Origin of the sequence: Polynucleobacter sp. HIN6 (assembly GCF_030297575.1) — a bacterium.
GTDB lineage: Bacteria > Pseudomonadota > Gammaproteobacteria > Burkholderiales > Burkholderiaceae > Polynucleobacter.
In genome coordinates, this window is sequence record NZ_AP028137.1 from 23,243 (window position 1) to 47,998 (window position 24,756).

A 24,756-nucleotide genomic window follows, 5' to 3' on the forward strand; every position below is an offset into this window, starting at 1 on the left:
GTAGGGGTTGGAGTGGTTGACGTGGTCATAACGGAATCTGATAAATCTTCTCGAAACCATTATTTTACCTTGTTTCCCCATTGTTAGAGGGGGTAAGCAGAACCCGAACGGAGTTCGCGGTTTTATTGCCATCAAAATCGAGCCAGGCTTTCTCATTAAAGTCATAGAGTTTGCAGGTTTTGGCAGTATCAAAATACCATTTCCATGAGAACGGCTGAACAATAATTCTTTCTGGTAGAAGGGTTTCCAGGCGATTTTGGGCGGCCGGAAGGTTATACAGGGGAACGCTCATATCAACGTGATGCGCCGTATGTTCCATGATGTGATGCATCAGGGCTCCCCAATAGAAACCAAAGGTCAAGTGAACCGTGGTCGATACAAAAGGCTGTGCCCTTAACCACTCTGATTTATTGTCGTACCAACAAACTGCTGGGTGGGTATGGTGGACATAGACTACAAACCCAATCATCCCGTTCCAGAATAAATAAGGAAGGACAAAGCCGCATAACAATGCGACCAGAACAGATTGCCCCGTGTTGATGGCAAAAAAGCTCAAAAGCCCAATCCAGATCAGGGCAAATGCGCTCACCAGAAGGTTATCTTTTAGAAAAATAGAACGGTCCGCAGGGCGGTATTTTTTATTGGGGAAGAACATTTTGTTCCACCAAATTTCAATCAAATAGTAGGCGATGGGCCCCCAACCACTCCGATAGTGCCGCTCTAGAAATTGACGCCATTTGGGAAGGGCGTCATATTCTGATTTTGAAAGGGGCGCCCAAACGAAATCAAAGCCTTTGAGATTGGTTTGTCCATGATGAACTACGTTGTGCCCGATATCCCAAAGGCTGTACGGGGTAAGGGATGGTAAGAAGGCAATCCGACCAAGCACTTTGTTTAAGGTTCGATGAGGGGTAAAGCTCTGGTGACAGGCATCATGGCCCAAGATAAAGATTCGTCCAGTCACAAAACCGGCGATCACACCAAATAGAATTTTGATCAGAATGTTCTCAAAGTAAACCGTAGCGGCAATACTAAGAACCCACAAGAACGAATCTAGGATCAAAAGAGAAATGGCCCGAACCGTGTTTCCCTCGGTCATTGGGCTCAACCATGAGCGAATAACCTTGCGGTGAGGAAGGGGAAGATCTGGGCTTAGGGGTGCCGGATTAACCAATACTTGATTGGATTGGAGGGCGCTATTTAGCTCTGACACAGTGACTTTCTTAAGATCCTTGAATCATAGTGGTTTTTTGGGATTTCGGTATTACAGAATGATGAAAGTGGCGCGCCCGGCAGGAATCGAACCTGCGACCCTTGGCTTCGGAGGCCAATACTCTATCCACTGAGCTACGGGCGCAATCAAAATAATTCAGTATGTATTGTAAGTGCCTGAAACCAGATTGCTCTCGGTATAATTCAATGCATTCTTAATTAACCACCCTTTTTTCGAGCCATTATGAGTGAAGAGCACGGTAATTTAATCAAAAATACAAAGCAATTAAGTATTGCGGTAATTGCTAGTTTTTTTGTACCCCTAATCATCATTTTCTTGTTGATTGTTTATGTCAGCAGTGGGAAAAATAAAGAAAATGTGGCCTCAGAGAAGAGTACGGAGACCTTGATCAAGCCAGTTGGTAAATTGAATTTCAAAGATGCAAGCGCTCCTCGCGAAGTTCAAACGGGTGAGGCAGTTTACAAAGCAGTGTGCGCTTCTTGCCATAATTCGGGCGCTGCTGGCGCTCCCAAGTATGGCGATCCATCTACCTGGGGTGGCAGAATCGCCAAGGGCTATGATGCGCTCTATGCATCGGTTATGAAGGGCAAGGGCGCGATGCCCGCTCGTGGCGGCGCAAGTCCTGCAGATGTGAGCGATTATGAAATTGCTCGATCGGTTGTTTATCTAGCGAATTCAGCGGGTGGAAAATTTGCTGAGCCCAAAGCACCCGCTCCCGCACCTGCAGAGCCAGCGAAGTAATTACTCGCCACCCTTCTTCACTGCAAGGGCAAGTTCGTAGGCCTCATTTTTTTGTAGGCCATACATCGACTGCAAAACTGCTGAGAGATCTTTGCTGCTCAATTGCTTGCTAAGCAATTGAGCTAAGCGTAAAGGCGCATTGCTTTCAATGACGATTTTGCGATCCCTGCCCTCAAGAACAAAGACAAATTCCCCCTTTAGGTGATTAGGGTTGTCTAGCCAGGCCGAGATTTCGTTGGGCCGTAATAAAAAAAGACTCTCAAATTTTTTACTAAGCTCCCGCCCAATGATTAATCGTCGATCATTACTCAGAAGCTCACTCAATCGAGTTAAGGTCTTGGTTAGGCGATGGGGGCTTTCGTAAAACACAGTTGGAATCGGGCTCTCAATCATTAAACGAAGTGTCTCTTCCACCTCATTTTTTGAGCTAGGCAAAAAACCAAGAAACTGAAATTGCCCATGGGCTGCTTGTAGTACACCCCCGGCAATCGAAAGAACTGCTGTCAGTGCGCTTGCTCCTGGAATGGGAATGGTTCGATAACCGTTCTTTTGAACTTCGGCGACCAAACGAGCCCCAGGATCCGAGACTCCCGGGGTGCCAGCGTCTGATAGATAGGCCCAACGCTCTCCCGCTTTAAGACGATCTATTAGTTTTTTTGATGCCTCAAGTTCGTTGTGCTCATGAATGGCCATCATTGGTTTGCTAATTCCATAATGCTTAAGAAGCAATAGGCTATGACGTTTGTCCTCACAGGCAATACCGTCGACAAGGTTCAGCACATGTAACGCTCTTAGTGTGATATCCCCTAGATTTCCGATTGGGGTTGCTACGACATACAAACTGGCGCTTGGAAAGTCTTGCTTTTGCAATGCATCGAGTGATGGTATTTCCAGCATGAAGAACCCCTTTAGAATTAATTATCCCTGCAAATGTATTGAAATGAAACCATATGGAGCAGCATTTGGGGATGGCAAAACAGAGCATAATATTGTGATGAAAACAAAACCAATCGATGAGCTAAAAGCCAGAGCACAACAGCATTTTGTTGATAGTATTGCGACAAAGCAGTTAGGGGCCAAGGCCCTGCCTTCAGAAATTGCGCGCGCCATTCTTTTGATCACGCAATCGATTGAAGCGGGCGGAAAAATAATGGCCTGCGGAAATGGTGGATCTGCGGCAGACGCACAACATTTTGCAGCCGAACTAATGGGCCGCTTTGAACGTGAGCGTCGCGAGCTTGCTGCGCTTGCACTCACAACCGACTCATCCATATTGACAGCCATCGGAAATGATTACAGCTATGAGGAAGTATTTAGCAAGCAGGTGCGCGGCATCGGGCGCCCGGGCGATGTATTGATTGCTATATCAACATCTGGGAACTCAAAGAATGTCGTCAAAGCGATTGAAGCAGCGAAAAAGGTTGGCATTCATATTGTTGCGATGACAGGTAATGGCGGGGGAAAGATTGCTGTGCTACTCAGCGGAGAAGATGTTCATTTATGTGTTCCAGCGACCCGTACTGCACGCATCCAAGAAACCCATCTACTTTTATTGCACTGCCTTTGCGATGGCGTTGATCACGTTTTGTTTAACGAGGATTGAAATGATGCGACTCATCAAAATAGTTTGTACCGCCTTAATTGCCCTGCAACTATCTGCTTGCGGCGTGTTAGTGGTTGGCGGCATGGTCGGTGGCGTAACAATACTGGCTGATCGCAGAACGCCCGCAGTTCAGGCAATTGATTTGGGAATTGAGATTGAGGCCAATAGTCAGCTCTCCAGAAAGTTCGGGGACTCTGCGCACATTGTCGTTGTTTCTTTTAACCAAAAAGTTCTCCTAATCGGCGAGGCGAAAGACGAGACCATCAAAACTCAGGCAGGTAACGATGTGAAGGCGATGAAGAACGTTCGCTCTCTATTTAATGAAATTGTGATCGGGCCCAATAGCTCATTGGGTCAACGGGCAAGCGATGCTTATTTAGCCTCAAACATTAAAACCCAACTTATTTTTAGCCCTGATGTTCCCTCAAATTCTATGAACATTTCGGTTGAGAGTGGCAGGGTTTACCTAATGGGCATATTGACTCAGCAAGAAGCTGACAAAGCCAAGCAAATTGTCAGCAAGGTAAGCGGCGTGAAGCAGGTGTTTGCCTTTTTTGACATTATTTCGGAGGCTGAGAAGCAGCGCCTTGAGCAAGAAGGCAAGGCAAGAACCTCGCAACCAGATACGAATCCTGCCCCAAACTAAATTCGGATGCTTTTTGATCCCAATTAATTAGTATTTACCCTAATATCTAGAGCTAGCGCCTTATATGAGTTTAAAGAATTGGCCTAGGGGGCTTTCTAAGCCATTGATTTTATTGTAGCCCAAATTGATGGGGCTAATTTGGGGGTCCGGCGGCATAAAAATATTTGTAAGAAGGTGTTGACATCCTTCTAAGGGTATGTCATAGTTATGGACTTCGCTGAATTCCCATGAATTGTCTCTGGGGACAGCCTTCTTTAAAAATTAGTCAACCGATAATTGTGGGTACTGAGTAGAGGCATCCAGTCCTTCGGGACAGATGTAAATAAACAGTACTCATAGACAGTAAAAATGATTTGGTTTTTTACCAAGTCAATTTCTTAAATGAGTGCGACGAACCGCAAGGTTCACAGGAATTGAACTGAAGAGTTTGATCCTGGCTCAGATTGAACGCTGGCGGCATGCCTTACACATGCAAGTCGAACGGCAGCACGGGTGCTTGCACCTGGTGGCGAGTGGCGAACGGGTGAGTAATACATCGGAACGTACCTTATCGTGGGGGATAACGCAGCGAAAGTTGCGCTAATACCGCATACGCCCTGAGGGGGAAAGCGGGGGACCGTAAGGCCTCGCGCGATTAGAGCGGCCGATGTCTGATTAGCTTGTTGGTGAGGTAAAAGCTCACCAAGGCGATGATCAGTAGCTGGTCTGAGAGGACGATCAGCCACACTGGGACTGAGACACGGCCCAGACTCCTACGGGAGGCAGCAGTGGGGAATTTTGGACAATGGGGGCAACCCTGATCCAGCAATGCCGCGTGAGTGAAGAAGGCCTTCGGGTTGTAAAGCTCTTTTGTCAGGGAAGAAACAGCAGCTCTAACACAGTTTGCGAATGACGGTACCTGAAGAATAAGCACCGGCTAACTACGTGCCAGCAGCCGCGGTAATACGTAGGGTGCGAGCGTTAATCGGAATTACTGGGCGTAAAGCGTGCGCAGGCGGTTATACAAGACAGGCGTGAAATCCCCGGGCTTAACCTGGGAATGGCGTCTGTGACTGTATAGCTAGAGTGTGTCAGAGGGGGGTGGAATTCCACGTGTAGCAGTGAAATGCGTAGATATGTGGAGGAACACCAATGGCGAAGGCAGCCCCCTGGGATAACACTGACGCTCATGCACGAAAGCGTGGGGAGCAAACAGGATTAGATACCCTGGTAGTCCACGCCCTAAACGATGCTGACTAGTTGTTGGGAATTTACATTCTCAGTAACGTAGCTAACGCGTGAAGTCAGCCGCCTGGGGAGTACGGTCGCAAGATTAAAACTCAAAGGAATTGACGGGGACCCGCACAAGCGGTGGATGATGTGGATTAATTCGATGCAACGCGAAAAACCTTACCTACCCTTGACATGTCACTAACGAAGTAGAGATACATTAGGTGCCCGTAAGGGAAAGTGAACACAGGTGCTGCATGGCTGTCGTCAGCTCGTGTCGTGAGATGTTGGGTTAAGTCCCGCAACGAGCGCAACCCTTGTCTTTAGTTGCTACGCAAGAGCACTCTAAAGAGACTGCCGGTGACAAACCGGAGGAAGGTGGGGATGACGTCAAGTCCTCATGGCCCTTATGGGTAGGGCTTCACACGTCATACAATGGTGCGTACAGAGGGTTGCCAACCCGCGAGGGGGAGCTAATCTCTTAAAACGCATCGTAGTCCGGATCGTAGTCTGCAACTCGACTACGTGAAGCTGGAATCGCTAGTAATCGCGGATCAGCATGTCGCGGTGAATACGTTCCCGGGTCTTGTACACACCGCCCGTCACACCATGGGAGTGGGTTTTGCCAGAAGCAGTTAGCCTAACCGCAAGGAGGGCGATTGCCACGGCAGGGTTCATGACTGGGGTGAAGTCGTAACAAGGTAGCCGTATCGGAAGGTGCGGCTGGATCACCTCCTTTCTAGAGAATGATGCTAAAACTTTAGTACCCACACTTATCGGTTGACGAAAAACGCCACGGGTCTGTAGCTCAGCTGGTTAGAGCACCGTCTTGATAAGGCGGGGGTCGTAGGTTCAAGTCCTACCAGACCCACCATCAAGCGGCGGTACAGACTGCGGTCGATGGGGGATTAGCTCAGCTGGGAGAGCACCTGCTTTGCAAGCAGGGGGTCGTCGGTTCGATCCCGTCATCCTCCACCATCATTAAATGTCAAAACAAAGCATTGATGCAGTGTTTTGTTTTGCCATTTATGGCTGTTCTTTAACAATTTGAGTAAGCAATGCGTTTGATGCATCTTTGAGAGTGCATCAAACAACAAGTAGTATGGGTAGTGATTGAATCATCAGTAATACAAATGAGTTTTATCAAGTTTGGATTACGGCAAACATGTCAGAAGTAAAACCTGTAACAGGTATCAGTAATGGTGCTCGTTATAGGATCAAGTGAATAAGTGCATGTGATGGATGCCTTGGCGATTACAGGCGATGAAGGACGTTGTAGCCTGCGATAAGCTTCGGGGAGCTGGCAAACAAGCTTTGATCCGAAGATTTCCGAATGGGGAAACCCGCCGCTTTTGCGGCACCCACATCTGAATACATAGGGTGTGTGGAGCGAACCTCGTGAACTGAAACATCTAAGTAGCGAGAGGAAAAGACATCAACCGAGATTCCCAAAGTAGTGGCGAGCGAAATGGGAGCAGCCTTCTAGTGATAACACAACATTTAGCAGAACGGAATGGAAAGTCCGGCAATAAAGGGTGATAGCCCCGTATGCGAAAGGTGATGTGTGGTACTAGGCTAGAGACAAGTAGGGCGGGACACGTGAAATCCTGTCTGAATATGGGGGGACCATCCTCCAAGGCTAAATACTCGTAATCGACCGATAGTGAACAAGTACCGTGAGGGAAAGGCGAAAAGAACCCCGGGAGGGGAGTGAAATAGATCCTGAAATCGCATGCATACAAACAGTAGGAGCCCTGCAAGGGGTGACTGCGTACCTTTTGTATAATGGGTCAGCGACTTACATTCAGTAGCAAGCTTAACCGCATAGGGAAGGCGTAGCGAAAGCGAGTCCGAATAGGGCGTTAGTTGCTGGGTGTAGACCCGAAACCAGTTGATCTATCCATGGCCAGGTTGAAGGTGCGGTAACACGTACTGGAGGACCGAACCCACTAACGTTGAAAAGTTAGGGGATGAGCTGTGGATAGGGGTGAAAGGCTAAACAAAACTGGAAATAGCTGGTTCTCTCCGAAAACTATTTAGGTAGTGCCTCGTGTATCACCAAAGGGGGTAGAGCACTGTAATGGTTGTGGGGTCCATTGCGGATTACCGCGCCATAGCAAACTCCGAATACCTTTGAGTGTCAGCACGGGAGACAGACATCGGGTGCTAACGTCCGGTGTCAAGAGGGAAACAACCCAGATCGCCAGCTAAGGTCCCTAAAATTGGCTAAGTGGGAAACGAAGTGGGAAGGCTAAAACAGTCAGGAGGTTGGCTTAGAAGCAGCCACCCTTTAAAGAAAGCGTAATAGCTCACTGATCGAGTCGTCCCGCGCGGAAGATGTAACGGGGCTAAGCCAGTTACCGAAGCTGCGAATCACGTAAGTGATGGTAGGAGAGCGTTCTGTAAGCCTGCGAAGGTGTGTTGTAAAGCATGCTGGAGGTATCAGAAGTGCGAATGCTGACATGAGTAGCGATAAAGGGGGTGAAAAGCCCCCTCGCCGTAAGCCCAAGGTTTCCTACGCAACGTTCATCGGCGTAGGGTGAGTCGGCCCCTAAGGCGAGGCAGAGATGCGTAGCTGATGGGAACAAGGTTAATATTCCTTGACCGTCGTTAGATGCGATGGGGGGACGGATCGCGGAGAGTTGTCCGGGTGTTGGATGTCCCGGTTCCTGCATTGGAGATGGCTATTAGGTAAATCCGGTAGCGTAAATCAAGGGTGTGGGACGAGTGAGCTTGCTCACGAAGCAATTGGAAGTGGTTCCAAGAAAAGCCTCTAAGCTTCAGTCTAACGAGACCGTACCGCAAACCGACACAGGTGGGCGAGATGAGTATTCTAAGGCGCTTGAGAGAACTCAGGAGAAGGAACTCGGCAAATTGGTACCGTAACTTCGGGATAAGGTACGCCCAAGTAGCTTGACTGTGAACAACAGAAGGGCAAAAGGGTTGCAATAAAATGGTGGCTGCGACTGTTTAATAAAAACACAGCACTCTGCAAACACGAAAGTGGACGTATAGGGTGTGACGCCTGCCCGGTGCTGGAAGATTAAATGATGGGGTGCAAGCTCTTGATTGAAGTCCCAGTAAACGGCGGCCGTAACTATAACGGTCCTAAGGTAGCGAAATTCCTTGTCGGGTAAGTTCCGACCTGCACGAATGGCGTAACGATGGCCACACTGTCTCCTCCTGAGACTCAGCGAAGTTGAAATGTTTGTGATGATGCAATCTACCCGCGGCTAGACGGAAAGACCCCATGAACCTTTACTGTAGCTTTGCATTGGACTTTGAATCGGTCTGTGTAGGATAGGTGGGAGGCTTTGAAACCAGGATGCTAGTTCTGGTGGAGCCAACCTTGAAATACCACCCTGATTTATTTGAGGTTCTAACCTTGGCCCGTTATCCGGGTCGGGAACAGTGCATGGTAGGCAGTTTGACTGGGGCGGTCTCCTCCCAAAGTGTAACGGAGGAGTACGAAGGTACGCTTGGCACGGTCGGACATCGTGCCTAAAGTGCAATGGCAAAAGCGTGCTTAACTGCGAGACCGACAAGTCGAGCAGGTGCGAAAGCAGGTCATAGTGATCCGGTGGTTCTGTATGGAAGGGCCATCGCTCAACGGATAAAAGGTACTCTGGGGATAACAGGCTGATACCGCCCAAGAGTTCATATCGACGGCGGTGTTTGGCACCTCGATGTCGGCTCATCTCATCCTGGGGCTGTAGCCGGTCCCAAGGGTATGGCTGTTCGCCATTTAAAGAGGTACGTGAGCTGGGTTTAAAACGTCGTGAGACAGTTTGGTCCCTATCTGCCGTGGGCGTTGGAGATTTGACGGGGGCTGCTCCTAGTACGAGAGGACCGGAGTGGACGTACCGCTGGTGTACCTGTTGTTTCGCCAGAAGCATCGCAGGGTAGCTATGTACGGAAGAGATAACCGCTGAAAGCATCTAAGCGGGAAACTTGCCTGAAGATAAGATCTCCCGGAGGTTTAACCTCCATAAAGGGTCGTTGAAGACCACAACGTTGATAGGTCAGGTGTGGAAGCGCAGTAATGCGTTAAGCTAACTGATACTAATTGCCCGTTAGGCTTGATCCTATAACCAGCACCATTGTGCTGAAGTTTGCGTGATTCAAGTCACTATCGATATTAAGTAATACATTGCTTGCTCAAATTGGGTTGTTTCTTTTGAAACAGCCTATCCTCTACGCCCGGTGACCATAGCGAGTTGGAACCACCCCTTCCCATCCCGAACAGGACCGTGAAACGACTCAACGCCGATGATAGTGCGGATTACCCGTGTGAAAGTAGGTAATTGCCGGGCACCAATGTGTGACGCCCAGACCCCTACGGTCTGGGCGTTTTCACTTGTGGAAGAAGGACTTGCAGATTGACAGCAGTGACCGAACAAGAGAAAATGTACGGTTCTCGGAGAGATGCCCGAGCGGCTAAAGGGGGCAGACTGTAAATCTGTTGGCTTACGCCTACGTTGGTTCGAATCCAACTCTCTCCACCAGATGAATTGGTAGCAAAAGAAGTAAGAGCGGAATAAGTGAAGTATGAGTGGATGTAATTAAGCAGTATTTACTGCGGGTGTAGCTCAATGGTAGAGCTGAAGCCTTCCAAGCTTATGACGAGGGTTCGATTCCCTTCACCCGCTCCAGCTTTTGTAGTTCATGTGCAGTATTGACGCAGTGTGATGTAAGAGCGCTGCCCATGTGGCTCAGTGGTAGAGCACTCCCTTGGTAAGGGAGAGGTCGGCAGTTCGATCCTGCCCATGGGCACCAGTTTTTGTGGTTAATTTTTTAGTGTGACTCAATTTGATTTAAGTAGATTACAAGGCACCCAAAATGGCAAAAGAAAAATTTGAACGGACTAAACCCCATGTGAACGTTGGCACCATTGGTCACGTCGACCACGGTAAGACCACGCTAACCGCGGCAATCACCACCGTGCTCTCCAAGCTCTTTGGTGGCGAAGCAAAAGCCTACGATCAGATCGATGCGGCCCCTGAAGAGAAGGCCCGTGGTATTACGATTAATACCGCCCACGTCGAGTACGAGACCAAGAACCGTCACTACGCGCACGTCGATTGCCCAGGTCACGCCGACTATGTGAAGAACATGATTACTGGTGCTGCCCAGATGGACGGCGCTATTTTGGTGGTCTCGGCAGCCGATGGCCCCATGCCCCAAACCCGTGAGCACATCCTCTTGGCCCGCCAAGTAGGCGTGCCTTACATCATCGTGTTTATGAACAAATGCGATATGGTCGACGACGCTGAACTCTTAGAGCTCGTGGAGATGGAAGTGCGTGAGCTGCTCTCCAAGTATGAGTTCCCAGGCGACGATACCCCCATTGTCAAGGGCTCTGCCAAGCTCGCCTTAGAAGGCGACAAGGGTGAGTTGGGCGAAGGCGCCATCATGAAGCTTGCTGAAGCTTTAGATAGCTATATCCCCAATCCTGAGCGTGCGATTGATGGCGCATTCTTGATGCCAGTCGAAGACGTGTTCTCGATCTCTGGTCGTGGCACGGTGGTGACCGGTCGTGTTGAGCGCGGCATTATTAAAGTCGGTGAAGAGATTGAGATCGTCGGTATTAAGCCCACCCTCAAAACCACCTGCACTGGCGTAGAGATGTTCCGTAAACTGCTCGATCAAGGTCAAGCAGGTGATAACGTCGGTATCCTCTTGCGCGGCACCAAGCGCGAGGAAGTCGAGCGTGGCCAAGTATTAGCTAAGCCCGGCTCGATTACCCCCCACACCCACTTTACTGCTGAGGTTTATGTGTTGTCCAAAGATGAGGGCGGTCGTCACACCCCCTTCTTTAACAACTACCGCCCTCAGTTTTACTTCCGTACCACCGATGTCACCGGCTCAATTGAGTTGCCTAAGGACAAAGAGATGGTGATGCCTGGCGATAACGTCACCATCACCGTAAAGCTTATTGCCCCCATCGCGATGGAAGAGGGCTTGCGCTTTGCAATCCGTGAAGGCGGTCGTACCGTCGGTGCGGGTGTGGTTGCGAAGATTTTGGCTTAAGAAGGAATTAGGGGCGTAGCTCAATTGGCAGAGCGTTGGTCTCCAAAACCAAAGGTTGGGGGTTCGATGCCCTCCGCCCCTGCCAGCATTATTTTGTAAGTGGATTTGTAAATGTCACAACAAACGATAGATAGCTCGGAGCAGAAATCAGGTTGGGTCAGCCTTGTAGCGGTTGCTATTGTGATCGCTGCGCTGGTTCTTTATTACACCCTGATTGACCAAGGTTATTGGGTTCGTCTTGCTGCGTTATTGGGCGGAATTGCTCTCGCGGTTATTTTGATGGCATTTTCAGCCGATGGTAAGCGTTTTATAGCTTATAGCAAAGACTCTTGGCTAGAGGTAAAAAAAGTAGTTTGGCCGACCCGCCAAGAATCAACTCGCATGACTCTCGTTGTATTCGGCTTTGTTCTAATCATGGCGCTTTTTTTATGGTTAATTGATAAATTGGTCGAATGGCTCGTGTTCTCAATCTTTTTAGGCTGGAAGTGAGGCAATATGGTTGATACTGATATGGTTTCCAACCCTCAGGCAACTGGCAATATGCGCTGGTATGTAATCCACGCCTATTCTGGTATGGAAAAGAGTGTAAAGAAGGGGCTCGAAGAGCGCATTGCGCGCTCCGGAATGGCTGAAAAGTTTGGCCGTATATTGGTTCCATCCGAGGAAGTGGTAGAAGTTAAATCAGGTCAAAAGGCTGTTTCTGAGCGTCGTTTTTTCCCCGGTTATGTATTAATTGAGATGGAAATGACCGATGAAACCTGGCATTTGGTCAAAAATACGCCCAAGGTTACCGGTTTCGTGGGCGGTGTTCGCAATCGCCCATCCCCAATTTCGACTGCAGAAGTCAGCAAAATCATGGATCAAATGCAGGCCGGGGTAGATAAGCCTAAGCCTAAGACCCTATTTGAGGTGGGTGAGATGGTTCGTGTCAAAGAAGGCCCATTTACCGATTTCAATGGAAATGTGGAAGAAGTGAACTATGAGAAGTCAAAACTCCGCGTTTCTGTTACAATTTTCGGTCGCGGTACTCCCGTTGAGCTTGAATTCGGCCAAGTGGAGAAGATGTAATTTGTAGAAGTATCAAGTAGTTAGCGAGGAGCGGATCCAGAACACGCCAATTCTGGTGAAGCGTTTACTCAACAGCGGTTAACACAATTGGTTAGCGCGCTTTTTTGGAGCAAGTATGGCAAAGAAAATTATTGGCTTTATCAAGTTGCAGATTCCTGCTGGTAAAGCAAATCCATCCCCACCCGTTGGTCCCGCATTGGGTCAGCGCGGCCTCAATATCATGGAGTTCTGTAAGGCGTTTAATGCTCAAACTCAGAGCATGGAGCCCGGCTTACCAATTCCAGTTGTAATTACTGCTTTTGCGGACAAGAGCTTCTCATTTGTGATGAAGACTCCCCCCGCAACCATTTTGATTAAGAAGGCAGCGAAAATTGAGAAGGGTTCACCCCGGCCTCATACCGATAAGGTTGGCAAGATTACTCGTGCACAAGCAGAAGAGATTGCCAAGTTAAAAATGCCTGACTTAACAGCCGCTGATTTAGATGCTGCTGTTCGCACTGTGGCAGGCAGCGCCCGTTCGATGGGCATTACTGTGGAAGGAGTCTAAACATGCCTAAATTATCAAAGCGCGTGAAAGCGATTCAGTCCAAGGTTGATCGTAATAAATTTTATCCATTAGATGATGCTTTAGCATTGGTGAAAGAGTGTGCAACGGCAAAGTTTGATGAGTCAATCGATGTTGCTGTTCAGCTAGGCATTGATGCAAAGAAATCTGACCAGGTTGTTCGTGGCGCAGTTGTGCTGCCAGCGGGTACCGGTAAGCATGTGCGTGTTGCCGTATTTGCTCAAGGTGAAAAAGCCGAGCAAGCAAAAGCGGCTGGAGCCGAAATCGTAGGCATGGAAGATTTGGCAGAACAGATCAAGGGTGGCAACATCAACTTTGATGTGCTGATTGCATCCCCAGACACGATGAAGATTGTTGGTACCTTAGGACAGGTGTTAGGCCCACGTGGTTTGATGCCCAATCCAAAGGTGGGCACTGTGACCCCTGATGTGGTTACTGCCATTAAGAACGCCAAGGCTGGCCAGGTCCAGTTCCGAGTTGATAAAGCCGGAATTGTGCATGCTTCGATTGGCCGTCGTTCTTTTGAGCCAACCGCACTCAAGACCAATTTGCTAGCCTTGCTTGATGCCTTAAATAAGGCCAAGCCAAGCGCATCAAAGGGGATTTATTTAAGAAAGATCGCACTGAGCAGCACGATGGGTGCTGGTGTGCGTGTCGATCAAGCTTCACTGCAGGCCGCATAAGTCTGTAGTAAACAAACTTTGGGTCGAGTGCCTTGGCACTCGAACATCAAAGACCGTTGGTGAACAAAGTGTCGTTTACGAGTTCTTAATTGTTGCGAGAGCGATAACCAACCTAGATGGCGACCCTGTAAGGATATTTCGGGCACACCCCGTGATAGACAAATCAGACGCTGGTGTGTAACCCCGATTGGAAACAGTCGGAATGAGAAGGAGTTAAACCGTGCCTTTGAATGTAGAAGACAAAAAAGCGATTGTGGCTGATGTCGGCGCTCAATTGGCTGCGGCTCAAACAGTGGTGCTTGCCGAGTATCGCGGGATTCCCGTGGGCGAGTTAACCACCTTGCGTGCGAACGCACGATCCCAAGGTGTTTATCTTCGTGTATTGAAGAACACTTTGGCGCGTCGTGCTGCGCAGGGAACACCGTTTGAGCAACTTGGCGACTCAATGGTTGGACCTTTGATTTATGGAATCTCTGCTGATCCTGTTGCTCCGGCAAAGGTACTGCATCAGTTTTCCAAAGGCCAAGACCAATTGGTCATCAAGGCAGGCTTTTATAACGGCAAAGTACTTGATGTAAACGGTGTTAAAGAACTAGCGACAATTCCGTCACGCGAAGAATTGCTCTCGAAGTTATTGGGAGTGATGAAGGCGCCTGTATCGGCAATGGCTCGTGTTCTTGGTGCTGTGGCAGAGCAAAAAGCAAGTGGAGCGCCGGCTGCGGCCGCTGCACCGGTTGCCGAAGCCACCGCAGAGCCAGCGCCTGAGGTCAGTGCTGCACCCGAGCAAGACAACCCAACTCCTGCTGCTTAATGCGCAGGATTAACCAATACAGTTTAGGAGCTAAAAATGGCAATTACTAAAGAAGAAATTATTGAAGCAGTTGGCAATATGTCCGTAATGGATTTGAATGACTTGGTCAAAGCATTCGAAGAGAAGTTTGGTGTTTCTGCAGCAGCAATGGCTGTAGCAGGACCTGCTGGTGGCGGTGGTGGTGCAGCTGCTGCTGAAGAAAAGACTGAGTTCACTGTAAATCTCCTCGAGGCTGGTGCCAACAAGGTTGGTGTCATTAAGGCGGTTCGTGAGATCACCGGCCTTGGCTTGAAAGAAGCCAAAGATTTGGTCGATGGTGCACCAAAACCAATTAAAGAAGGTGTTGATAAGAAAACAGCGGAAGAGGCTAAGAAAAAGCTCGAAGACGCTGGCGCAAAAGCCGAACTCAAGTAATTTTGAGATTGCCGGAGGGCTCACGGGCTCTCCGCGGTTTGATCCTCAGTGGTCAAACCAGATCTCATATTTACAAATGTAAGTCTGAAATCTGGTTTGCCTTCTGATACGACTGCAGAAGACAAGTTTGGTCGGGCATAACAATTTATATTGTTTTGCTGTCCGCCAGAGGCTGGTAGAGGCCAGCCGCCAAATCTTTGCTCAGTCGCTGCCATCGGAGATGAAATGAACTATAGCTTCACCGAACGCAAGCGCATCCGTAAGAGTTTTGCTAAGCGACCCAATAATCACCAGGTTCCATACCTGCTTACAACCCAGCTCGAGTCCTATGCCAAATTTTTGCAGGCTGATAAACCTGCAACTGCAAGAGCGAACGAAGGACTTCAGTCTGCATTTACGTCAATATTCCCGATCGTATCTAACAATGGATATGCGCGCATGGAATATGTTTCGTATCAATTATCGCCACCACCATTTGACGTCAAAGAGTGTCAACAGCGTGGCTTGACCTATCACTCCGCCTTGCGCGCCAAAGTTCGCTTAATCATTAATGACCGTGAAGCGCCGCACAAGGTAAAAGAGGTTAAAGAGCAAGAAGTCTACATGGGTGAAATCCCTTTGATGACCGATACCGGCTCATTTGTGATCAACGGCACCGAGCGCGTGATCGTTTCTCAGTTGCATCGTTCACCCGGTGTATTTTTTGAACATGACAAAGGCAAAACTCATAGCTCAGGGAAGCTTTTGTTCTCCGCGCGCATTATTCCTTATCGTGGATCGTGGTTGGATTTTGAGTTCGACCCTAAAGATATTTTGTACTTCCGGGTAGACCGTCGGCGTAAGATGCCGGTCACCATTTTGCTCAAAGCGATTGGCTTAAACAATGAGCAAATTTTGGCTAACTTCTTTAATTTTGACCACTTCACACTCTCGCAATCCGGCGCATCGATGGAATTTGTCCCAGAGCGTTTGCGTGGTGAAGTTGCTCGATTTGATATTGTGGACAAGAACGGCGTTGTAGTTGTTCAAAAAGACAAGCGCATCAATGCAAAGCATATTCGTGAGCTTGAGGCTGCTAAAACCAAAATTATTACCGTCCCGGATGATTCTTTAATTGGTCGTGTGGTCGCTAAAAATATTGTCGATCCGGATTCTGGCGAAGTATTAGCAAGCGCGAATGACGAGATTACCGAAGACCTGTTGGCCAAACTTCGTGAAAGCGGCATCAAGCAATTTGAGACCATTTATACCAATGACTTAGATTGCGGTGCTTATATCTCGCAGACCTTGCGCATGGATGAGACAGTTGATCAAACCGCTGCTCGCATTGCCATTTACCGCATGATGCGTCCTGGTGAGCCGCCCACCGAAGATGCTGTTGAGGCTTTGTTCCAACGCTTGTTCTACAGCGAAGACTCTTATGACCTCTCGCGAGTTGGTCGCATGAAGGTCAATAGTCGTTTGGGTCGCAGCGATATGGAAGGCCCCATGGTGCTCTCGAATGAAGACATCATGGATACCATCAAGATTTTGGTTGATCTGCGTAATGGTAAGGGCGAGGTTGACGATATCGATCACCTTGGTAATCGTCGTGTCCGCTGTGTTGGTGAATTGGCAGAAAATCAGTTTCGTGCCGGTTTATCGCGTGTTGAGCGCGCTGTTAAAGAGCGCCTTGGTCAGGCCGAGACCGAGAATTTGATGCCTCATGATTTAATCAACAGCAAACCAATTTCCTCGGCAATTCGTGAATTCTTTGGCTCATCGCAGCTATCGCAATTTATGGATCAAACTAATCCATTGTCTGAGATTACCCATAAGCGCCGTATCTCAGCATTGGGACCGGGTGGATTAACACGTGAGCGTGCCGGCTTTGAGGTACGCGACGTGCATCCAACTCATTATGGCCGTGTTTGCCCAATTGAAACCCCAGAGGGACCAAACATTGGGTTGATTAACTCACTCGCTCTATTTGCTCGATTAAATGAGCATGGTTTTCTTGAGACGCCATACCGTAAGGTAAGCAATGGCAAGGTAACCGATCAAGTGGAATATTTGTCGGCGATTGAAGAAGCGAAGTACACGATTGCTCAGGCGAATGCGACCATCGATAAAAACGGTAAGTTAGCGGATGAATTGGTTTCTGCACGCCAAGCGGGCGAGACCATGATGGTTGGACCAGAGCGTATTGATTACATTGATGTCGCACCAAGCCAAATCGTTTCTGCGGCAGCTTCCCTCGTGCCATTCTTGGAGCATGACGATGCAAACCGCGCATTGATGGGTGCAAACATGCAGCGTCAAGCGGTTCCTTGTTTGCGTCCTGATAAGCCACTGGTTGGAACGGGCCTCGAGCGCATTGTGGCTTTGGACTCAGGCACTGTTGTGATGGCAACGCGTGGTGGTGTGGTTGATTATGTGGATGCAAACCGCATCGTGATTCGCGTGAATGATGATGAGACCGCAGCCGGTGAAGTGGGTGTGGATATTTATAACCTCACTAAATACACTCGCTCGAATCAAAATACCAACATTAATCAACGTCCAATCGTACAAGTGGGCGATCATGTCAAACGTGGTGATGTGGTTGCGGACGGTGCCTCAACCGATTTAGGTGAATTGGCTTTGGGTCAAAATATGACCGTCGCCTTTATGCCTTGGAACGGTTATAACTTCGAAGACTCTATTTTGATTTCTGAGAAGGTTGTGGCGGATGATCGCTATACCTCGATTCATATTGAGGAGCTATCGGTTGTAGCGCGAGATACCAAGCTGGGCTCGGAAGAGATTTCAAGAGATATTTCCAATTTGGCCGAATCGCAATTGGCGCGCCTCGATGAAAGCGGTATTGTCTACATCGGTGCTGAAGTTGAGGCTGGCGACGTATTGGTCGGTAAGGTAACGCCAAAAGGCGAGACCACCTTAACTCCAGAAGAGAAGCTATTACGCGCAATCTTTGGTGAAAAAGCCTCTGACGTTAAAGATACTTCCCTGCGTGTACCATCGGGCATGAGCGGAACTGTTATCGACGTTCAGGTATTTACCCGCGAGGGTATCGAGCGTGATGCACGTGCTCAATCGATTATTGCTGAAGAGCTCCAACGCTATCGTTTAGATCTGAATGATCAGTTGCGTATTGTTGAGGGCGATGCGTTTGATCGTTTGCAAAAATTACTCTTAAACAAAACTGCGAATGGCGGCCCTAAGAAATTGGCCAAAGGTAGCAAGATTACGAAAGAGTATTTGTCGGAATTGGATCGTTATCACTGGTTTGATATTCGTCCAGCTGATGAGGAGGTAGCAACCCAAATCGAAGCCATTAAAGCCTCGATTGAGGCAAAGCGTAAGCAGTTTGATGCAGCGTTTGAGGAAAAGCGGAAGAAGCTGACCCAAGGCGATGAATTGCCTCCAGGCGTTACCAAGATGGTTAAGGTGTATTTGGCGGTTAAGCGCCGCTTGCAGCCTGGCGACAAGATGGCAGGACGTCATGGCAATAAGGGTGTTGTATCCAAGATTGTTCCAGTCGAAGATATGCCATATATGGCCGATGGTCGTTCGGTTGATATCGTGCTGAATCCCTTGGGCGTCCCATCACGGATGAACGTTGGTCAGATTTTGGAAACTCACTTGGGTTGGGCTGCGCAGGGAATTGGTAAGCGCATTGATGCCATGCTCAAAGAGCAAGCCAAGGTAGCCGATCTCAGGAAGTTCTTTAAAACTCTCTATAACGAGACTGGTCGTCAAGAAAACATTGATGAGTTTAGTGATGAGCAGATTCTGGAGCTTGCGAGCAATCTGAAGAATGGCTTGCCATTTGCAACCCCTGTTTTTGATGGGGCTACAGAAAACGAGATTGGCAAGATGCTGGAGTTTGCTTATCCCGATGATCAAGCTAAGAGCTTGCACATGACTCCCTCGCGTCAGCAAATCACCTTGTATGACGGGCGAACTGGTGATGCTTTTGAGCGCCCAGTCACCGTTGGTGTGATGCATGTCTTGAAATTGCACCATTTAGTGGATGACAAGATGCATGCTCGCTCAACTGGTCCGTACTCCTTGGTCACCCAGCAACCTCTGGGCGGAAAAGCCCAGTTTGGTGGACAGCGCTTTGGTGAGATGGAAGTTTGGGCCCTAGAAGCGTATGGCGCCTCCTATGTCTTGCAAGAGATGCTCACTGTGAAGTCTGACGACGTCACTGGCCGAACCAAAGTTTATGAAAACATCGTCAAGGGTGAGCACACGATTGATGCTGGCATGCCCGAATCGTTCAACGTTCTGGTGAAGGAAATCCGATCGTTGGGTATTGACATTGACATGGAGCGTAACTGATATGAAAGCATTGCTCGATCTATTTAAGCAAACCTCTGGCGAGGAGCAATTTGATGCTATCAAAATTGGCTTAGCCTCTCCCGAGAAGATTCGTTCGTGGTCTTTCGGAGAAGTTCGTAAGCCTGAGACGATTAATTACCGTACCTTCAAACCAGAGAGAGACGGCCTTTTTTGTGCCAAGATCTTTGGACCCATTAAAGACTATGAGTGCTTGTGTGGTAAGTACAAGCGTCTCAAATTCCGCGGTGTTATTTGTGAAAAGTGCGGCGTCGAGGTCACACTGGCCAAGGTGCGCCGTGAGCGCATGGGGCATATTGAACTCGCTGCCCCGGTTGCGCATATTTGGTTTTTGAAGTCCTTGCCATCCCGTTTGGGAATGGTATTAGACATGACCTTGCGTGATATTGAGCGCGTTCTGTACTTTGAAGCATATGTCGTTGTTGATCCAGGCTTAACGCCTGAGGGCGCGATGAAGCGCGGTCAAATTATGTCCGAGGATGAGTACAACGCTAAGGTCGAAGAATTTGGCGAGGGCGCCTTTACTGCCATTATGGGGGCCGAAGGTATTCGGGAGCTATTGCGCACCATCAATATTGATCGTGAGGTTGAATCGATTCGTTCAGAGTTGAAGGCAACCGGCAGCGACGCTAAGATTAAAAAGTACGCCAAGCGTCTCAAGGTACTAGAGGCCTTCCAAAGTTCGGGCATCAAGCCTGATTGGATGATCATGGAGGTCTTGCCAGTATTGCCTCCTGAGTTGCGTCCATTGGTGCCATTGGATGGCGGTCGTTTTGCAACCTCCGATTTGAACGATCTGTATCGTCGCGTTATTAATCGTAATAATCGTCTACGCCGCCTTTTGGAGTTGCGCGCCCCCGAGATTATCGTTCGTAACGAAAAACGCATGTTGCAAGAAGCGGTTGACTCCTTATTGGATAACGGTCGTCGCGGTAAGGCAATGACGGGTGCGAATAAGCGTCCGTTGAAGTCGCTTGCTGAGATGATTAAAGGTAAGAGCGGTCGTTTCCGTCAAAACTTATTAGGTAAGCGTGTTGACTACTCCGGTCGTTCGGTGATCGTAGTGGGCCCAACGCTGAAATTGCATCAGTGCGGTCTGCCAAAATTGATGGCATTGGAGTTATTCAAGCCATTTATTTTTAATAAGCTTGAGACACTCGGCATTGCAACCACCATTAAGGCCGCCAAGAAAGAGGTCGAAAGCCAAACCCCAATCGTTTGGGATATTTTGGAAGAGGTCATTCGGGAACATCCGATTCTGTTAAATCGTGCGCCGACCTTGCATCGTCTTGGTATTCAAGCGTTTGAACCGATGTTAATTGAGGGCAAAGCAATTCAGTTGCACCCCCTGGTATGCGCTGCGTTCAATGCTGACTTTGACGGCGACCAAATGGCTGTTCACGTCCCGCTCTCTCTCGAGGCGCAAATGGAAGCCCGCACCTTAATGTTGGCCTCTAACAATGTGCTTTTCCCTGCGAACGGCGAGCCATCCATTGTTCCGTCCCAAGACGTAGTGCTAGGTTTATATTACGCGACGCGCGATAAGATTAACGGTAAGGGCGAAGGCATGGTATTTGCCAATATTCCAGAAGTGATTCGGGCGTATGAGGCTGGAACTGTTGAGCTTGCATCGCGGATTGCGGTACGCGTCACTGAGTATGAAGTAGTGAACAAAAATGCCGAGGGCGATGAGCGCTTTGTTGCCAAGACATCGGTTCAGCATACGTCGGTAGGCCGGGCAATTTTGTCTGAGATTTTGCCAAAAGGTATGGCATTTGCGGAAATTAATAAGCCGCTGAAGAAAAAAGAAATCTCACGGCTGATTAATACTTCCTTCCGGAAGTGCGGCTTGCGTGAAACCGTTATTTTTGCCGACCGTTTGTTGCAGGCAGGTTTCCGTTTGGCAACCAAGGCAGGTATTTCGATTGCGATCGATGACATGCTGATTCCAAGCTCGAAAGACGGAATCATTAACGAAGCTGCCGGCAAAGTGAAAGAGTATGACAAGCAATTTATGTCAGGCTTGGTAACCAATCAAGAGCGTTACAACAACGTGGTTGATATTTGGGGTGCCGCTGGTGATCAGGTTGGCAAGGCGATGATGGACGAGTTGTCGCATGTTGATGTAACTGATCGCAACGGCAAGCCGGTACGCCAGGAGTCCTTCAACTCCATTTACATGATGGCTGATTCTGGAGCGCGTGGTTCAGCAGCACAGATTCGTCAGCTTGCTGGTATGCGAGGCTTGATGGCGAAGCCCGATGGCTCAATCATTGAAACACCGATTACAGCGAACTTCCGTGAAGGCTTGAATGTGTTGCAGTACTTCATTTCCACCCACGGTGCTCGTAAGGGCCTCGCAGATACTGCGTTGAAGACTGCAAACTCTGGCTACTTGACGCGTCGTTTGTGCGATGTGACGCAAGATCTGGTTGTGGTTGAAGAAGATTGTGGCGCAAGTAATGGTGTAACGATGCGTGCCCTAGTGGAAGGTGGCGAAATTATTGAAGCCCTGCGCGATCGCATTTTAGGCCGCGTATGCATTGGCGATATCTTGCATCCAGACACTCAAGAGGTCATTGTTCCCCACGATACCTTGCTCGAAGAAGATCATGTCGATCAAATCGTTGATTTAGGTATTGATGAAGTCAAGGTTCGTACTGTTCTAACCTGTGAGACGCGCTATGGACTATGTGCTAAGTGCTATGGTCGTGATCTAGGTCGTGGCGGTCTCGTTAACGTGGGTGAGGCAGTTGGAGTAATCGCGGCTCAGTCGATTGGTGAGCCCGGTACCCAGTTAACGATGCGTACTTTCCACATTGGTGGAGCCGCATCACGTGCATTGGTTGCAAGTAATGTTGAGGTGAAGTCAAACGGTTCATTGAAGTTCTCCTCCACTATGCGATTTGTAACGAATGCGAAGGGCGAGCCAGTGGTGATATCTCGTTCAGGCGAGGCCTTGGTCTTGGATGACAACGGTCGCGAGCGCGAGCGTCACAAGATTCCGTACGGAGCGACCTTGCTCGTGAAGGAAGGCGCAAGCGTAAAAGCCGGTACCAGTATTGCAACCTGGGATCCTTTAACTCGCCCAATTATTTCTGAGTATGCAGGCATTGCACGCTTTGAGAATGTTGAAGAGGGCGTCACCGTTGCCAAGCAAGTTGATGAAGTCACCGGCTTATCAACCTTGGTGGTGATCGATGGTAAGCGCCGTTCAGCAGCAAGCAAAGGTTTGCGTCCTGTAATCCAGTTACTCGATGAGCAGGGAAATCAAACCAAGATTGCTGGTACTGATCATCCCGTAACGATCGGTCTTCAGGTCGGCGCATTGATCACCGTAAAAGATGGTCAGAAGATCGAAGTTGGTGAGGTGTTGGCGCGTATTCCAATTGAGTCGCAGAAGACTCGCGACATTACCGGTGGCTTGCCACGAGTTGCTGAATTATTTGAAGCCCGTTCACCCAAAGATGCGGCGATTTTGGCCAAGGTAACTGGAACAGTTTCGTTCGGTAAGGAAACCAAAGGTAAGCAGCGTTTGGTGATTACTGATATGGATGGTGAAAGCAGCGAGTTCCTCATTCCAAAAGAGAAGCAGGTTCTGGTTCATGACGGCCAAGTCGTGAACAAGGGCGAGATGATTGTGGAGGGTCCAGCAGATCCACACGATATTTTGCATCTCAAGGGAATCGAAGAGTTAGCGATCTACATCGTTGATGAGGTGCAAGACGTTTATCGACTGCAAGGCGTAAAGATTAATGACAAGCACATTGAAGTAATCGTGCGTCAAATGTTGCGTCGTGTTCAGATCACCAATCCTGGCGACACCAACTTCATTACTGGTGAGCAAGTGGAGCGTTCCAAGCTTTATGACGAAAACGATCGTGTGATTGCTGAAGGCAAGCAACCTGCTCAGTTCGAAAACATTCTGCTCGGAATTACCAAGGCATCCTTGTCAACCGACAGCTTTATTTCAGCGGCATCCTTCCAAGAAACCACTCGTGTATTAACAGAAGCTGCCATTATGGGCAAAGTTGATACCTTGAGAGGCCTCAAGGAAAACGTCATTATTGGGCGTTTGATTCCTGCCGGAACTGGCTTGGCCTATCGCCGTGCTAGAAAAGTACGTGAGCAATTTGAGCGCGATCGTGCTCAGATGATTGCAGCCGAGGAGGCTTTAGCGTTGGAGGCTGGCGCTGTGGCGGAGCAAGTTGAGGCTGCAGCAACGCCTGAAGGTGAGGCCGAGCAAAGTTAGGGGTTGTAATTCAACACATTGACCAGTCTTTCTCCCGGAAGTTGACGGGAAGGGCTGGTCAAGTTAGAATGCTGAGTTCTACTAATTCATAAGAAAATCAATTACTTAAGAAAATAGCAGGTTAATTTTATAAGTTATTGATTTTAAAGATAAAAGTAATAAGCGAGTATAAATTTATGCCAACAATTAATCAGCTGCTGCGAAAGCCGCGCTCACGTCTAGTGGTTAAGAGCAAAAGCCCAGCGTTGCAGAATAGCCCCCAGCGCCGCGGTGTTTGCACCCGTGTTTACACGACGACGCCAAAAAAGCCAAATTCGGCATTGCGTAAAGTGGCAAAGGTGCGCTTAACCAATGGTTTTGAGGTGATCTCATATATCGGCGGTGAAGGCCATAACCTTCAGGAGCACTCGGTTGTGCTGATTCGTGGTGGTCGTGTGAAGGATTTGCCTGGTGTGCGCTATCACATTGTTCGCGGATCTCTTGACTTGCAGGGCGTTAAAGATCGTAAGCAAGCTCGTTCTAAGTATGGCGCAAAGCGTGCTAAGAAAGCGTAATTTGAAGTAGTAGTTTGTAGTAAAGGCCATTTTGGCAAGTAAGTGGTTACTTCGCTTTGTTTGCAAAGTTGTTAGGTAACCAAGGGAATGTTCCCTAACTGAATAGATAGGAGTTGTTATGCCGCGTCGTCGCGAAGTCCCGAAACGGGAAATTCTTCCTGACCCAAAATTTGGGAATGTGGAAGTAGCTAAGTTCATGAACGTCTTAATGCTTGACGGTAAAAAGTCCGTTGCAGAGCGCATCGTCTATGGTGCCTTTGAACACATTGAGAAAAAAGCCAATAAAGAGCCCCTCGAGATTTTCTCGACCGCGATGGGAAATGTAAAACCCATGGTTGAGGTCAAAAGTCGCCGGGTTGGTGGCGCTAACTATCAGGTGCCCGTTGAAGTTCGTCCATCGCGTCGATCTGCCTTGGCAATGCGCTGGCTAAGAGAGGCTGCCAAGAAGCGTGGTGAAAAGTCTATGGCACAGCGTTTGGCAAACGAATTACTAGAAGCCGCTGAAGGTCGTGGCGGCGCAATGAAGAAGCGTGAAGAGGTTCATCGTATGGCTGAAGCCAACAAAGCCTTCTCGCATTTCCGTTTCTAACGCTCTAACCGAA

16 protein-coding genes, 7 tRNA genes and 3 rRNA genes are annotated in these 24,756 nt (G+C 48.8%); 23 read left to right on the plus strand and 3 right to left on the minus strand.

Features of this window, described 5'->3' with window-relative positions:
• Positions 1-64 precede the first annotated feature (64 nt).
• Together QUE66_RS00120 and QUE66_RS00125 are read right to left on the minus strand one after the other, a co-directional pair.
• Positions 65-1,099 carry a fatty acid desaturase gene (locus QUE66_RS00120; RefSeq protein ID WP_286224776.1) on the minus strand — a complete coding sequence of 345 codons (1,035 nt, stop codon included), beginning with the start codon at positions 1,097-1,099 and terminating at the stop codon, positions 65-67.
• A 182-nt stretch (positions 1,100-1,281) separates the two neighbouring features.
• Positions 1,282-1,357, minus strand: a tRNA-Arg gene (locus QUE66_RS00125).
• Positions 1,358-1,456: 99 nt separating this feature from the next.
• Between QUE66_RS00125 and QUE66_RS00130 the strand changes: the two genes are divergently transcribed.
• Positions 1,457-1,975 carry a c-type cytochrome gene (locus QUE66_RS00130; protein WP_286223761.1) on the plus strand — a complete coding sequence of 173 codons (519 nt, stop codon included), beginning with the start codon at positions 1,457-1,459 and terminating at the stop codon, positions 1,973-1,975.
• Here the strand turns inward: QUE66_RS00130 and rsmI are convergent, their stop codons facing one another.
• Positions 1,976-2,872: a 16S rRNA (cytidine(1402)-2'-O)-methyltransferase gene (gene rsmI / locus QUE66_RS00135; protein WP_286223762.1), complete on the minus strand. Its 897-nt coding sequence runs from the start codon at positions 2,870-2,872 to the stop codon at positions 1,976-1,978. It lies immediately after the preceding gene.
• Positions 2,873-2,969: 97 nt separating this feature from the next.
• On the opposite strand from rsmI, the gene QUE66_RS00140 reads away from it, so the two are divergent.
• The 22 genes from QUE66_RS00140 (at position 2,970) to rpsG (ending at position 24,743) form a co-directional block, all read left to right on the plus strand.
• The gene (locus QUE66_RS00140; RefSeq protein WP_286223763.1) at positions 2,970-3,578 is read left to right on the plus strand and encodes a phosphoheptose isomerase; all 609 of its coding nucleotides are present in this window, start codon (positions 2,970-2,972) and stop codon (positions 3,576-3,578) included.
• A 1-nt stretch (position 3,579) separates the two neighbouring features.
• Positions 3,580-4,224, plus strand: a complete 645-nt coding sequence (locus QUE66_RS00145) for a BON domain-containing protein (protein ID WP_286223764.1) — start codon at positions 3,580-3,582, stop codon at positions 4,222-4,224.
• 415 nt (positions 4,225-4,639) lie between these two features.
• Positions 4,640-6,172, plus strand: a 16S ribosomal RNA gene (locus QUE66_RS00150).
• A 58-nt stretch (positions 6,173-6,230) separates the two neighbouring features.
• Positions 6,231-6,307, plus strand: a tRNA-Ile gene (locus tag QUE66_RS00155).
• Positions 6,308-6,335: 28 nt separating this feature from the next.
• A tRNA-Ala gene (locus tag QUE66_RS00160) sits at positions 6,336-6,411 on the plus strand.
• Between the two features lie 237 nt (positions 6,412-6,648).
• Positions 6,649-9,520: ribosomal RNA gene (locus tag QUE66_RS00165) — 23S ribosomal RNA — on the plus strand.
• 112 nt (positions 9,521-9,632) lie between these two features.
• A 5S ribosomal RNA gene (gene rrf, locus QUE66_RS00170) occupies positions 9,633-9,746 on the plus strand.
• The 16S, 23S and 5S rRNA genes sit together here with 5 tRNA genes alongside, the layout of an rRNA operon.
• A 106-nt stretch (positions 9,747-9,852) precedes the next feature.
• Positions 9,853-9,938: transfer RNA gene (locus QUE66_RS00175), tRNA-Tyr, on the plus strand.
• Between the two features lie 73 nt (positions 9,939-10,011).
• A tRNA-Gly gene (locus QUE66_RS00180) sits at positions 10,012-10,085 on the plus strand.
• Positions 10,086-10,134: 49 nt separating this feature from the next.
• Positions 10,135-10,209 (plus strand) — tRNA-Thr (locus QUE66_RS00185).
• A gap of 63 nt (positions 10,210-10,272) precedes the next feature.
• Positions 10,273-11,463, plus strand: a complete 1,191-nt coding sequence (gene tuf, locus QUE66_RS00190) for an elongation factor Tu (RefSeq protein WP_286223765.1) — start codon at positions 10,273-10,275, stop codon at positions 11,461-11,463.
• Positions 11,464-11,472: 9 nt separating this feature from the next.
• Positions 11,473-11,548: transfer RNA gene (locus QUE66_RS00195), tRNA-Trp, on the plus strand.
• 26 nt (positions 11,549-11,574) lie between these two features.
• Positions 11,575-11,952 carry a preprotein translocase subunit SecE gene (gene secE / locus QUE66_RS00200; RefSeq protein ID WP_286223766.1) on the plus strand — a complete coding sequence of 126 codons (378 nt, stop codon included), beginning with the start codon at positions 11,575-11,577 and terminating at the stop codon, positions 11,950-11,952.
• 21 nt (positions 11,953-11,973) lie between these two features.
• Positions 11,974-12,531 carry a transcription termination/antitermination protein NusG gene (nusG, locus tag QUE66_RS00205; protein ID WP_407675552.1) on the plus strand — a complete coding sequence of 186 codons (558 nt, stop codon included), beginning with the start codon at positions 11,974-11,976 and terminating at the stop codon, positions 12,529-12,531.
• Positions 12,532-12,646: 115 nt separating this feature from the next.
• Positions 12,647-13,078, plus strand: coding sequence for a 50S ribosomal protein L11 (rplK, locus tag QUE66_RS00210; protein WP_108507572.1), 432 nt, complete (start codon positions 12,647-12,649; stop codon positions 13,076-13,078).
• A 2-nt stretch (positions 13,079-13,080) separates the two neighbouring features.
• The gene (rplA, locus tag QUE66_RS00215; RefSeq protein WP_286223768.1) at positions 13,081-13,779 is read left to right on the plus strand and encodes a 50S ribosomal protein L1; all 699 of its coding nucleotides are present in this window, start codon (positions 13,081-13,083) and stop codon (positions 13,777-13,779) included.
• Between the two features lie 220 nt (positions 13,780-13,999).
• Entirely contained in the window at positions 14,000-14,590 is a 591-nt protein-coding gene (rplJ, locus tag QUE66_RS00220) for a 50S ribosomal protein L10 (protein WP_286223769.1), read from the plus strand.
• 36 nt (positions 14,591-14,626) lie between these two features.
• On the plus strand, positions 14,627-15,004 hold the full coding sequence (gene rplL, locus QUE66_RS00225; RefSeq protein WP_108507575.1) for a 50S ribosomal protein L7/L12: 378 nt from the start codon (positions 14,627-14,629) through the stop codon (positions 15,002-15,004).
• Between the two features lie 225 nt (positions 15,005-15,229).
• Positions 15,230-19,330 carry a DNA-directed RNA polymerase subunit beta gene (gene rpoB / locus QUE66_RS00230; RefSeq protein WP_286223770.1) on the plus strand — a complete coding sequence of 1,367 codons (4,101 nt, stop codon included), beginning with the start codon at positions 15,230-15,232 and terminating at the stop codon, positions 19,328-19,330.
• 1 nt (position 19,331) lies between these two features.
• Positions 19,332-23,600, plus strand: a complete 4,269-nt coding sequence (gene rpoC, locus QUE66_RS00235) for a DNA-directed RNA polymerase subunit beta' (protein WP_286223771.1) — start codon at positions 19,332-19,334, stop codon at positions 23,598-23,600.
• 176 nt (positions 23,601-23,776) lie between these two features.
• Positions 23,777-24,154 carry a 30S ribosomal protein S12 gene (gene rpsL, locus QUE66_RS00240; protein ID WP_286223772.1) on the plus strand — a complete coding sequence of 126 codons (378 nt, stop codon included), beginning with the start codon at positions 23,777-23,779 and terminating at the stop codon, positions 24,152-24,154.
• 118 nt (positions 24,155-24,272) lie between these two features.
• The gene (gene rpsG / locus QUE66_RS00245) at positions 24,273-24,743 is read left to right on the plus strand and encodes a 30S ribosomal protein S7 (protein WP_108507579.1); all 471 of its coding nucleotides are present in this window, start codon (positions 24,273-24,275) and stop codon (positions 24,741-24,743) included.
• The last annotated feature ends 13 nt before the right edge of the window (positions 24,744-24,756 follow it).